Source organism: Priestia sp. FSL W8-0001, assembly GCF_038050335.1.
Classification (GTDB): Bacteria; Bacillota; Bacilli; order Bacillales; family Bacillaceae_H; genus Priestia; species Priestia flexa.
The window spans coordinates 2,572,094-2,585,038 of record NZ_JBBPAL010000001.1 but is presented as its reverse complement, the minus strand read 5'-3'; the positions used below and the strand labels follow the sequence as shown (position 1 = coordinate 2,585,038).

General features: G+C 36.6%; 12 protein-coding genes and 1 riboswitch. Of the genes, 8 read left to right on the top strand and 4 right to left on the bottom strand.

Features of this window, described 5'->3' with window-relative positions; translation table 11 throughout:
- Positions 1–17 precede the first annotated feature (17 nt).
- Positions 18–1,394: a sensor histidine kinase gene (locus tag MKZ18_RS13780; RefSeq protein WP_206833548.1), complete on the bottom strand. Its 1,377-nt coding sequence runs from the start codon at positions 1,392–1,394 to the stop codon at positions 18–20.
- Positions 1,391–2,062, bottom strand: coding sequence for a response regulator transcription factor (locus tag MKZ18_RS13775; protein WP_025910806.1), 672 nt, complete (start codon positions 2,060–2,062; stop codon positions 1,391–1,393). Before MKZ18_RS13775 ends, MKZ18_RS13780 begins: the two co-directional genes overlap by 4 nt.
- Before the next feature lie 272 nt (positions 2,063–2,334).
- On the opposite strand from MKZ18_RS13775, the gene MKZ18_RS13770 reads away from it, so the two are divergent.
- Entirely contained in the window at positions 2,335–3,555 is a 1,221-nt protein-coding gene (locus tag MKZ18_RS13770; RefSeq protein WP_186317486.1) for a S1C family serine protease, read from the top strand.
- Positions 3,552–4,178, top strand: coding sequence for a hypothetical protein (locus MKZ18_RS13765; protein ID WP_144594245.1), 627 nt, complete (start codon positions 3,552–3,554; stop codon positions 4,176–4,178). Before MKZ18_RS13770 ends, MKZ18_RS13765 begins: the two co-directional genes overlap by 4 nt.
- Before the next feature lie 470 nt (positions 4,179–4,648).
- On the opposite strand, the gene MKZ18_RS13760 is transcribed toward MKZ18_RS13765, so the two are convergent.
- Positions 4,649–5,104 (bottom strand): Lrp/AsnC family transcriptional regulator, encoded by a 456-nt coding sequence (locus tag MKZ18_RS13760; protein WP_025910809.1) that lies wholly within the window; start codon positions 5,102–5,104, stop codon positions 4,649–4,651.
- A 191-nt stretch (positions 5,105–5,295) separates the two neighbouring features.
- Positions 5,296–5,435, top strand: a riboswitch (cyclic di-AMP (ydaO/yuaA leader).
- Positions 5,436–5,566: 131 nt separating this feature from the next.
- Between MKZ18_RS13760 and MKZ18_RS13755 the strand changes: the two genes are divergently transcribed.
- The 3 genes from MKZ18_RS13755 (at position 5,567) to MKZ18_RS13745 (ending at position 9,614) form a co-directional block, all read left to right on the top strand.
- Positions 5,567–6,226, top strand: coding sequence for a potassium channel family protein (locus MKZ18_RS13755; RefSeq protein WP_025910811.1), 660 nt, complete (start codon positions 5,567–5,569; stop codon positions 6,224–6,226).
- A gap of 3 nt (positions 6,227–6,229) precedes the next feature.
- Positions 6,230–7,555, top strand: a complete 1,326-nt coding sequence (locus MKZ18_RS13750) for a TrkH family potassium uptake protein (protein WP_025910813.1) — start codon at positions 6,230–6,232, stop codon at positions 7,553–7,555.
- 937 nt (positions 7,556–8,492) lie between these two features.
- A complete protein-coding gene (locus MKZ18_RS13745; protein ID WP_025910817.1) occupies positions 8,493–9,614 on the top strand; it encodes a S8 family peptidase in 1,122 nt (373 codons plus the stop codon).
- Positions 9,615–9,653: 39 nt separating this feature from the next.
- Here the strand turns inward: MKZ18_RS13745 and MKZ18_RS13740 are convergent, their stop codons facing one another.
- Entirely contained in the window at positions 9,654–10,943 is a 1,290-nt protein-coding gene (locus MKZ18_RS13740) for a globin-coupled sensor protein (protein ID WP_251385407.1), read from the bottom strand.
- 249 nt (positions 10,944–11,192) lie between these two features.
- Between MKZ18_RS13740 and MKZ18_RS13735 the strand changes: the two genes are divergently transcribed.
- From MKZ18_RS13735 to MKZ18_RS13725, 3 genes are all read left to right on the top strand, one after another.
- Positions 11,193–11,861, top strand: a complete 669-nt coding sequence (locus tag MKZ18_RS13735) for a C40 family peptidase (RefSeq protein ID WP_163070768.1) — start codon at positions 11,193–11,195, stop codon at positions 11,859–11,861.
- 517 nt (positions 11,862–12,378) lie between these two features.
- A complete protein-coding gene (locus MKZ18_RS13730; RefSeq protein ID WP_035321114.1) occupies positions 12,379–12,726 on the top strand; it encodes a hypothetical protein in 348 nt (115 codons plus the stop codon).
- A gap of 17 nt (positions 12,727–12,743) precedes the next feature.
- Positions 12,744–12,944: a hypothetical protein gene (locus tag MKZ18_RS13725; protein WP_025910826.1), complete on the top strand. Its 201-nt coding sequence runs from the start codon at positions 12,744–12,746 to the stop codon at positions 12,942–12,944.
- The last annotated feature ends 1 nt before the right edge of the window (position 12,945 follow it).

Below are 12,945 nucleotides of genomic sequence, written 5' to 3'. Positions count from 1 at the left end.
AAGCCGTGGCAAAAACGTCACGGCTTTGCTTGTAAAACTGGAATGCGAATAGTGAAAGAAACACCTTTATCTAAATTTTGTACTGAGATTGTCGCATTATGCATAGTAACAATCCGCTTTACAATACTGAGCCCGATGCCAAATTCTCCTTTTGAACCTTTTTCAAACGGTTCAAAAATTGTAGATAGTACGTTCTCTTCGATAGGAGGTCCGTCATTTGCAATTCGACATTCTACAATATCTATCCCTTCACGAATTTTTCTGTGAACAAAGATAGAAATGGATGATTCAGCGTATCTAATCTGGTTTTCTAAAATGTTCTCAATAACTTTGGTCCACTGCTCTTTATCACCATCAATTGTCACTTTATCATCTCTAATATCCCATTGAATTTCAGTACGACTCCACCGCAGCCTTTCAACTACCTCGCAAATAAGTTCTGACAAAGAAAAAAGCTCATGGTCAACAGGGTGAGCTGATAGATAATCTAATTTTGTTAAATATAACAAGTCACGAATTTTCTTTTCTAATTTCTGTGATTCATCTTCAATGACTTGAACAGTATTTGGCAAATCTCCTTTTGGATAAATACCATCTTGTATGGATTGAGCGTAGCTTCTAATGACCATTACAGGCGTTTTCAAATCATGTGAGATATTTTGAAGAAGAGTTTGTTGTGCTTCTTCTTTTCGAATGAGTCGTTGTCGCATTTGTTCTATAGAAGAACCCAATTTTCCAATTTCATCCGTACGATCTAACGCTACAGGCTCGTGCCATTCTTGCTCTGCAATTCGCTTAACATGTCTCTCAAGTGATACAAGAGGGCGACTTAAATATTTTGCGAGCCAAATAGAAGGAATCCAGCTTAGAAGGAAAACGATGGACATTACGACTAATAGCTGTTTAAATAAAGCGGAAGCTAAAGCATTTCGGTACGTATCCCATGAAAACGATAATAAAAATGCAGGCTGGTCGTTAATGATTACTTTACTAATTACATAAAATAACGTTCGGTTACCCAGGTCTTTTTCATACCTTTCGACAGTTGATTCTTGATCTTGAGCTAGCTCCTGTGCATGTCTTAAAAAATCTTGAGGTAGAACACGCGATGATAGGTAGGAAATATCGACATTTTCAGGTAATAAAATGTGGTCTACCGTACGGTTTCGTAAAGATGGCCCGTTTTCGTCATTGCTAAAATAATATTCACCAGACCGGCTAGGCAACCCGTATTCTTTTAAAATATGCTGTTCATTTTCAATACTTGTATAAATTTCATCCGTAAAGAACTGTCTAAGTGCGCTTGGAAACAACGTAGCTAACAAAAGTGAGATAACTAGCAATATGCCTGAGATGACAAGCCAAATTTGAAAAGCAAGAGATCGATTTTTCATGTGCTCATCATCCGATAACCATATCCATAAATTGTTTCAATTCGAGCATGTGGGAGCTTTTTCCGAACTCTGCGTACTAAATCATCCACAACTCGGTCTGAACCGAAATAATCCTCACCCCAAATAGAGTTTAATAACTGCTCGCGTGAAAATGCTTGACCTATGTCTTTAGATAATGTGACAAGAAAATCAAATTCTTTTGACGTTAAATCAATAGGCTCATTGTTTTCATATACAGTTCGTGTATGAAGGTCTAACCTATAGGGACCGATAGCAATTGTTGATTCGTGTTTTTGTTTTTGACCATACACAAGGTTTAAAAGTTTTTGAACACGAATAACGAGCTCACGAGGCAAGAATGGCTTGGATAAGTAGTCATCGCTTCCCATTTCAAGCCCTAACACTCGATCAATATCTGCATCTCTAGCAGAAATGAAAATCACAGGGATATCAGGGGTAGCAGACTTAATTTCACGAATGAGATGATAACCATCGATATCAGGAAGCATGATATCTAAAACCCAAAGACTAGGAGGGGTATGAATCATTGCTTTGGCATCTGTTCCATTTGAAAATGAAGTAACAGACCAGCCTTCTTTTTGTAAATAAAGAGTTAAAACTTCATTTAAGTTTTGTTCATCTTCGACTAAGTAAATTGTAAAGCTCACTTTATACACACTCCTCTTTCTATTCAAAGCTATTATACTATGTGTTTGGTAGCAGAAAAAATTTTTTCACAATTTCCCATATTCTTTTGATACTTATCCCAAACTTTTGTTTTATAGTGTAAATAACGAAAAACATAATTGAATGTAAAGGAGCCAATTATATGGAACCAAGAGACTTTAATCAAAATAACAATGATGGTGAATATAACAGTCAACCTAATAATGACCAAATGAAAGCTCAATACGATGCAGAATATCAACAAGAACCAGGTATGAAACAAGAATATCCAACTTATCGGTCTGAGCATGTAAGAGAAGAAAAATCTAAAAGAAGGTTTTTACCATTTCTTGCATCGTCCATTGCAGGTGCTGTGTTAGGTGGAGGAATTGTATTATATAGTGCACCTCACCTAGGGTTCACAAATGATGGAAGCCAAACGAATACCGCATCTACTTCAACAAGCGCTACAACTACAGCTGCTACAAAAACTATTAGCACCAATGTAAGTCAAGGAGACCTGGTATCTGTTGTAGATAAAGTTTCACCAGCCGTAGTAGGCGTAAACAATATCCAAGAGCGAACAAATCCCTTTTCAGGAGATACGCAAACAGCAGAATCTGGAACAGGTTCAGGCGTTATTTTTAAAAAAGATAATAACAAAGCGTATGTTGTAACAAACAACCACGTAATAGAAGGATCAAGTAAGGTAGAAGTTACGTTATCAAATGGGAAGAAAGAGGATGCCCAAATTGTAGGTGCGGATCCGCTAACCGATTTAGCTGTTTTAGAGATGGATGCTAAAAACGTAGAGGCAGTAGCTGAATTTGGTGATTCTACTTCACTTGTTGCCGGAGAACCGGTACTTGCAATTGGAAACCCTCTTGGTGAGCAGTTCTCAAGAACAGTCACACAAGGTATTGTAAGCGGCACGGAGAGAACGGTAAACATTACAACATCAGCTGGGGAATGGAACTTGGATGTTATTCAAACAGACGCAGCTATTAATCCAGGAAACAGCGGTGGAGCATTAATCAATGCTGCTGGTCAAGTAATTGGTATTAATAGTTTAAAGATTGCTGAAGACGGTGTAGAAGGAATCGGTTTTGCTATTCCAACTGCAGATGTTCAACCTATTATTGACAAGCTAATGAAAGATGGAAAAATTAATCGACCATATATGGGAGTGGGGCTACAGGATGTAGCAGGTTTATCAACTGCCATTAAAGAAAATGAGCTAGGCCTAACAGAAGATACTTCTGACGGTGTTGTGGTTACGACAGTTGAACCTTTTTCAGCTGCTTCAGAAGCTGGCTTGCAATCAAAAGACATCATTGTAGGGATAGATGGTAAAGAAGTAAAAACATCCAGTGACTTGCGCAAGTATTTATACACGGAGCGTGCAATTGGAGATAAAGTAAAGCTTGACGTTTACAGAAACGGAAAAAAAATAAACCTTTCACTAACGTTGAAACAACAAGGCAACGATGAATGATATACACAGCACGGCAGCTATTTCTATTTTTAATCGCTGCCTTGTTGATTACTGGGTGTGTAAATGCTTCAGAAGAAGTTGTTTTTCCAACACTAAACAATGAACAGCCGTCTAATAAAGTGGTCGCTATATACAAAGGTGACCCTATTACAAGTGATGAACTTCGAGAATTTTTAGCCGTACAAGGCTTTCTAGATCCGGATGCTCCGGTGAACGATTCTTCTTATCGAAAAGATGCTCTTTATCAGCTTATTGTTGATAAGTACGTAGGGGAAGAAGCTGTCAATACTGATTGGGTGAACCAACAGTCAGAACAATTGTGGAATGAAATTGAACATTCCTATAGTCAAAAAATTAGAGAGCAAGCTTATGAAGAGCTAGACATTACAGAAGAAGTTGTAAAGAAGCACATTAAAGCTCATTTTCAATCGAAACAGTTCTTTCGAGACAAAATATCCGAAGAAGATGTAAAAGGCTACTTTGACAAAGCGGGATATAGCGCTGAATTTAAAACAGTTGAAGAAGCGAAAGAGCCAATCCTTCAAAAGCTTGTACAAAAAGCTATCAATAACTATGTTCAGGATGAATTAAAGAGACAGATTAAGTACGTTCAAGTCTCTTGATTCACCTTTTATATAGATTACTGAGGTTGGGACATAAGCATTTCAGCTAATGATCTATCCGAACGATCAACAGTTGAATACTTTTGATCGTTCAGATATCTTTTGTTGAGACAGAATCATTTCGTTATGTCCCAGTCTCATTCTGTTTGTTCTTTTCATTGATGAAGCCCCCTTTTATCGTGATAGAGCAATATAAATGAAATGAATAAAAATAGAAATAGACAAATGTTTTTGCAAGTGATAAGATAGGGTTGTAAAATCTTTCATTATTCGGAAAATTCATTGTCCTTTCACCTTTTGGTTGAAAGGCATTTTTTTGTTTAATTCGCATACATAAAGATAAAGAAAATAAAATGACTAGTCTCCATTCATACTCCTCAGACGTGATGATACCATCACGTCTTTTTGCAATTAAATGTTAATATGTAAGGTTGCCTTATGAAAAGAATTGAAGTAAGTCATAGTCTAACTTATTTTTCTTTTAAAAGATAATCGATAAAGCCGGGTTTCATTTCGACTTGAGAAATACCGATATGAGATACAGTATGTGCAAAAGGAGTAACTTCATCGATGAAATTTTCAAGTTCCTTAAGGTTTGGAAGCTGTAACTTTGTAATAAAGCAGGCTTTTCCAGCTATTCGTTCACAAAATAAAGCGTATGGATAAGTAGCGATAAATTGTTTAAAGCGACGATATTCACCGTTTTTAATTGTTGCCTCAACAAAACAAGAAATAGGAAGCCCTAATTTTTCACAATTAATAGTGACAGAGTATCCGCTAATAATACCAACTTGTTCCAAATTTCGAACCCGCTCAGCAACCGATGGGGCTGATAGATTGACTAATTTTGAAAGTTCTCTCATGGAAAGTCGAGCGTTAGTAGTTAACTCCTTTAAAATATGTAAATCAATACGATCAATGTTCATCTATTCTCATCAGCTCTTTCATTTTTATATTCTATTATAGTGAAAAATGATAAAAATTTCTGCGTTTTGCCTTCTTATTTTTAGGGGGATTTTATTATTTAAAAAAGGTATTGACATACCAAAAATGTGGGAGTAAGATAAGGTGAAACTTTAAGTAATAACTTATTTTTCCATTTAAAGTAAGTCACAAATAGATGAAATCGCTGAATCCTAATAGGAGCGGAGGAACCACTTTTGCACACTTTGTGCTCGGGGTGAATCCTTTATAGGTAGGGTTACTCTCATAACCCGAATCCGACAGCTAACTTCGCAAGCGTTTTGAGGGGGAGATGGAATGTGTAAAAAACACAGGAGCCTTCCTGTGTTTTTTTGTGTGGAAATTAATCGTTACAATAAGTAAGATCATAAAAAAAGAGCACAATAAAACAAGAGAGAAACCGGAATAGGAAAGGAAAGTTTGAAATGAAAAAGCAATTTGCGGTGTTAGGATTAGGGCGTTTTGGCGGCAGCCTTGTAGAAGAATTCATCAATCTAGATGTGGATGTTCTAGCGATTGACCGCAATCAAGAAGTTGTCAATAAGTACACAAATACAGCCACTTATGCAGTGCAAGTAAACGGTGTGGATGAAGCAAGCCTTAAAAGCCTTGGAATTCGAAATGTTGATCATGCAATCGTATCATTTGGAGACGATATTGAAGCGAGTGTATTGGTAACAATGTTACTGAAAGATATGGGTGTGAAGCAGGTGTGGGTAAAAGCAGTAAATTCATACCATCAAAAAGTACTTGAAAAAATTGGAGCCGATAAGGTCATTCACCCTGAGCGAGATATGGCGAAACGAATTGCGCATCACGTAGTTTCTGAAAAGATTATTGATTACATTGAACTTTCAAAGGACTATAGCATTGTAGAAATAATGGCTTCAAAAAAGATTCATAATAAAACATTATTTGATTTAAACATCCGTTCCAAGTATGGGTGTAATATTATTGGTTTTCAACGTGGAAATGGTGAAATGGTAATTTCACCAACAGCCCATGAAATTATCCATGAAGGTGACATGCTCATTGTTATTGGACATAATCGGGATATTAATCGCTTTGAGGAAGAAGGCGTATAATCAATGAGTTTAGCCAGAAGTATTAAGCTAACGCCCCCCCAATTATTAACATCAATCTTTGGAGGGGGAATTATTATTGGCGCATTACTTTTAATGCTTCCATTTTCTACAACGGAACCAATCTCTTGGATAGACGCCTTGTTTACCTCTACTTCAGCTATGACGGTAACGGGATTAGCCGTTGTAGATACAGGAACGCGCTTTACGGTATTTGGTCAGACGATTATTATGCTTCTGATACAGGTAGGTGGATTAGGGATCATGTCATTTGCCGTGCTGATCTTTATTATGCTCGGTAAAAAAATCGGTTTTAAAGAACGAATGATGGTCCAGCACGCTTTAAACCAAACTAATATTGGTGGCGTCATTCTTCTAGTAAAGCGCCTTTTTATCTTCTCTTTTGTCATTGAGTTGATTGCACTGATTTTTTTAGCCATTCGGTGGGTACCAGAGTTCGGCTGGGAAAAAGGGTTATTTTTTAGCTTGTTTCATTCAATATCAGCATTTAATAATGCTGGGTTTGGCCTTTTATCTGATAGCTTAGTGCAGTATGCAGGAGATCCACTCATTAATATTACGATTTCATTATTATTTATTATTGGGGGAATCGGATTTACGGTACTGGCGGATTTATGGGAGAAAAAGTCTTACAAAAAGCTTAGCCTACATTCAAAATTAATGATTATTGGAACATTTATCATTAATACTGTGGCGATGCTGTTTATTTTTTTCTTAGAGTATGGAAACGCCAAAACGTTGGGAAGCTTAAGTCTTGGTGACAAGATGTGGACATCGTATTTTCAAGCGGTTAGTACGAGGACCGCTGGATTTAACTCTATTGACATAGCTAACTTGACGGATTCAACAGCTTTTTTAATGATCATTTTAATGTTTATTGGGGCAGGGAGTGCGTCTACTGGTGGAGGAATAAAGTTAACAACGTTTATTGTGATAACATTTGCCGTCCTTTCATTTATTCGAGGACGTGAAGATATTGTCTTATTAAAGCGCAGGTTAAGTACTGTATATGTTGTAAAAGCACTAGCTATTTCTATGATCGCAATTATGTTTGTGTTCTTCGCTACGTTTGCAATAAATATATCGGAACCGAACACGCCTTTTTTAAAGCTGATGTTTGAAGTTGTATCAGCATTTGGAACAGTTGGCTTATCCATGGGAGTAACGCCAGAGCTATCATACGTTGGACGTGTTATTATTATTTTTATCATGTTTTTAGGTAAGATAGGTCCGTTAACTTTAGCATTTTCTTTAGCTAAACCAAAACGTGAAAAAATTCGTTATCCAAATGAAGATGTATTGATTGGATAATAAAGAGACCGCATTCTTTGTTTTCATAGATAAACAAAGGATACGGTCTTCGTTTTAATTAAAACATAATAGTAGCGCCTAAAATTGTGGCGATCATTAAAAAGAATGTAACCATTAAGATTCCTGGTAATTTTGATTGATTGCGCATCCAATCAATCCCTCCTTTTCAATTATAGTCATGTTAAAGTGCCTTCTACCTATATAACGTATAAGTAATCAATTTAGATTCATTTTTTTAAAAATTTTTAATGAAACCGAGAGCCTGTCCAGACTTATTACGCTTTTGCAGATATTGAGTTTTAGAATCGAAAAAAGATACGGTCATAAGGCAGATTGGCGTGTTACTGTTTAATAAAAAAGGTATTAGAATCCACGTTTGTCCATTGCAAAAACTCTTGTAGTGAATATAGTAAAATAGGAAGTCATTATGATTTCCTTTCACATCATAACGCCCTCTAATAAAGACCCGATGCATGACAATTCCCCCAACTGTCTGGTTCGATCGGTATATGACCATGCTATTTGTATGGTCTTTTTTTACATGTTAGATTAAAAGAAATAAAGTCATATATATAATAATTATAAAGAACTAAAGAAGGGTAGGTCTTTACTATTGTTTTTTAAAATTAAAGAATGTTTAGAAAATTATTATAATATTATTTTGTGATAGTGATATAATAATATGAATATTTTAAAGATATTTTTTTGTACTTCCTGGTAAAATATACTCTTTAATTGTAAAAAAAATACTTTTTAAATGCCCTTAGATTTGCTCTTGTCAGCTTTTCTATACAGCCTATTAACCTATAGCCAAAAAGTTGTAAAAATAGATAATTAAAGGTAGTAAATCCAACTTTCACTGGCAAAGTTAATGGATTGTCTCTGCTGCTACTAAACTACTAAAACTAGCAGTGGAAAATACGAAAGGGGCAATGATATGAAAAAGTATAGTTGGTTAAAGGTTGTAACATCGTTAGCAATTACGGCAGGGGTGTTAATACCATCTACTGGAGGAGCTTATGCAGCAACTGAAGAAAAAGAACAAGTGATTGTAGGATTTAAAAGTAGCGTAAATGAAAAAAGTATTACAAAAGCAAACGGTAAAGTGAAAAAGAAAATGAAAGAATTACCGATTGCCGTCGCAGAAATGACTCCAAGTGAGGTTGAAAAGCTTGAAAAAGATCCAAATGTAGCTTATGTAGAAGAAGATATTCGTATATCAGTAGCAGCTGATACGCAAGACTGGGGAATCTCTAAAGTGAAGGCTCCTACAAGTTGGTCAACTGGTTTAAGTGGACAAGGTGTAAAAGTGGCGGTAGTTGATACTGGAGTTGCAACAAATCATCCTGACTTAAAAGTAGCTGGAGGAGCTTCATTTGTATCATATACATCTTCTTATAATGATGATAATGGACACGGTACGCACGTAGCAGGGATTATCGGTGCTGAAAACAACGGTACAGGTACGATTGGTGTTGCATATAACGCAGATATTTACGGTGTAAAAGTACTTGAAAGCAGCGGTTCTGGAAGCCTTTCTAGTATCATCGCTGGAATTGACTGGTCTGTAGCAAACGACATGGACATTATTAACTTAAGCTTAGGAACGTCTGTAGGATCTACAGCATTAAAATCGGCAGTTGATCGAGCTTATCAAAGTGGAGCAGTTGTAGTAGCTGCTGCTGGAAATTCTGGAAACTCTGCTGGAACAGGAGATACGGTAAATTACCCAGCGAAATATGATTCAGTTATTGCTGTGGGAGCTACGGATCGTTATGATCGCCGTGCTTCATTCTCATCAACTGGCCCTACTGTTGAAATAGCAGCTCCTGGTGCGGCTATTCTAAGCACATACTTAAACGGTCAATATTCAACGTTAAGCGGTACATCAATGGCTAGCCCTTATGCAGCTGGTATCCTAGCCTTATACAAACAGAAATACCCATCATATTCAAATGCACAGTTACGTCAACTGTTAATCAACAAATCAATTGATTTAGGACCAGCTGGTCGTGACACGCACTTCGGATACGGATTATCACAAGCTGGTACTTTCTAATTTAGATAAGAACAAAGCAGAGCCTTGGCTCTGCTTTGTTTATACCTTTTCAGATAGTGTATAAAGCTCATCGGATGATGTAGCAATTTTATCAATACGATTTGTCAATTCTGAAATAATGGAAGATATTTTGTCTAGTTCTTTTTTTGTTAGAACGCTCTGCTGTTTATTTTCTGTTGTGACAGTTAAAACATTTGTGAAAAACGTTGTGATGTTATTCATATTTACCGTTGTGTCTTTTGTTAACCTCGCCACTTCATCTCCAATCTCAGCTACGCTTTTTATTTGTTTTTGAATATCTTTGATGAAAGTTGAAATGTTTGCGATTGATTTTTTTGTTTCCTCCGCCAGTTTACGAACCTCCTGAGCAACCACGGCAAATCCTTTTCCATGTTCCCCTGCTCGAGCTGATTCGATTGAAGCGTTTAAAGCAAGTAAGTTTGTTTGTTCAGCAATGGATGTTACAATCGCTACAATTTGTGTAATTTGCTTTGATGTATCTTCTAACGTTTTCATGCGTTGCTGAATGAGAGAAGTATTTTGCTGGATGCCATCAAGCATTGCTTGCTCTTGTTCGAGCTTGGTTTGGCTTTCAATTGCATCTTTGGAAACAATCTCAGCTAACTCTGAGCTTTTATTCGCAAATGACACAACATCCGCCGTTTGGCTGCTTATTTGAGTAACAAACTGTGCTGTTTCCTCAGATAGGTTAGCTAATAGAGAAGAGGTACGACTAATCTCATCTTGAATAAGCTTTTTTTCTTGATATAAAAGTTGTCGTTGTTCTTCAAACGTTTCTTCATAGGCAGTTAACACAATTTGTTGTTCTAAATTAATGAGCGTTGTAATACTTTTAATAGTTTGAATGCAGGCTTCTTTTTCGTCTATCTCCTCATGGCACAGGGCAATTAATGCAATTTGTAAGTTCTGAAAAGCGCATAAATACCAATTCGGTTCAAGACCAATTTTTACATGCATTTTTGAAATCATTTTACGCTTTTGTACAAACTCATCATCTACTTTGCCGTTAAACATTTCTAATATATGTTTTTTAAGCGTGTTTTTTAAGCGGTCAATACTGCTATGCTTCTCAATGATGGTAACTAAGTGTTGCTGTTCTCCAATAGCTCGATAGAATTCGTTTACAATTGAAATAATATTTTCTTCAACTGCAGGCTGTAGCCTAACGATTCTTTTAAGGTCATCTAAGTTTAGACCAATCATTTTAATTTGTTGTTGAATTTCTAAACTAGATACTTGCATGCTTGCAGTCATTTCTTCAAGAGCAACTGCTTGTTCGGTATGTGTGTTTTTCCTAAACCAGTTCATAAAATCACCTATTATCCTTAAAGTTGTAAGCACATATATGGGTATATAACGGTCATGGACCCTTACTATATATTTCGGTTTGCTTGTTGAAAAGCTTGAGCGTTATTTTCAAAAATGTCATGAAAATGTGATGTGCTGTCATGGGATTGTTATGTTCTATTTATCTGATTGTGATGCGTGCATGATAAGGTGATACAGTGACCACTTTGATAGATAGTAGTGGGAAAAATAGGTGAAGGAGTATGTATAATGAGGAAATTGGTTGCGTCTATGTTAATGGGAGGAGCCGTATTGTCTACACCCGTCATTGGACAAGCCGCTTCAAACGACGAGCTATTAAAACAAGGAATGAAAAACGAAAGCATCTATGAAGTCAAAGATTCTTTAAAGCAAGAAGGATATTTAAAGGGTAAGGTTTCTACATACTTTAATTACGAAACAAAAGTAGCAGTTCAAGCTTTTCAGCAAGATCATAATCTAGTAGCTGATGGAATTGTTGGAACCAAAACATATAAAGAACTAGAAACAACAGAAGTTGAACAAGGAGCGTCTAGCTTTGACGAGTCCGCGGTCATTAGTAAGGCGAAATCTCTTATTGGCACGCCTTATAAATGGGCAGGTACAACACCTTCTGGCTTCGATTGCAGTGGCTTCTTACAATATGTATATAAGGAAAGTGTAGACGTAGAAGTTCCACGTACCGTGGCAGATATATATGCGGCAGGTGAAAGCGTGAAGGAACCAGCAGTGGGAGATATTGTTTATTTTGAAACATATAAAGAAGGCCCTTCTCATGCAGGGATTTATTTAGGTGATAATCAGTTTATTCACACTTCTACCTCAAAAGGTGTAACAATCAGTGATAAAAACTCGAACTATTGGAGTGAACGTTATCTAGGTGCTAAAAAAGTAAAGTAATTTGAGAAAGAGACTGAGACATAAGTAGTTCAGCTTCTACTATACCTGAACGATTGAGAGTTCATAACTTTTAATCGTTCAGGTTTTTTTGGTTGTGAAAACAATGTTGGAAACAGGGTGGAATGGAGCGTAGGACACTCGACTCCTGCGGGAAAGAGAGGGAAAACGGAGATCCCGCAGCGCAGCGAGGAAGTTCAGGTTCCTCGCCGCGGAAAGCGAGTGACCGTAGCGCAATGGAACGAACGAGTTGGGACAAACCAAAGAGATGGGAACAGCTAGTGTTCGTCTTTTAGAAGCAATCATTTTGTTATGTCCCAAACTCTTTTTTGTTTTGAAAAAAGTTAAATCATTGTGCACTCTTTCTTTGTAAGAATGCGAGACAAGCGCATATTTATCAAAAAATGCGAAAAAAGTTCTATCACTTCCTCCTGACAGCTTGTATATATTGGTAAAGTAATCGTTTGAGTGTTCTAGTAAAATTCAAATGATTCCATGACTAACAAGGAGGAAAAAAAAGATGTGGTGTTATAGCTATTACCGTCTCAAAAAGAAAATTAAGAGATTGTTATTTTCAAGAAGGTTTGGTACTTTCATTGAAAATAATACAAAAAAAGCAGTAGAAGAGGTTATTTATTCTCAGCGATTTCGAGACTACTTTATTCAGCTTGTAAGAGAAGCGGATGTTTCGCCTTTTAAAGAAATTGCGCTTCAATATTTACATGAAGAGGTTGTCGTTTCAACAGTTGCGGGTCCTTTGCAAGGTACGGTTGCTGAAGTAGGCGATGATTATTTAAGGCTAACTGAAAGTGCCACTTCCAGCATTTTGTTACCATTTACCAGCATCATTACAATTCAAAAAGTTTAAAGAGAGGAGAGGAAAAGATGTTTCAAGACGCATTAAGAGAAAGCATTGGTTCATTTGTGCAAATCATTACCCCAATTGATATTATTAGCGGTACATTAATTGCAGTATTTGAAGCTTCAATTGTTGTTCGTACATCAAGCTCATATGGAGAGCCTACTGATGTCACAATACCTTTTGCATCTGTCACATACATTCGTATTATTAGTGGAGATGAATAAA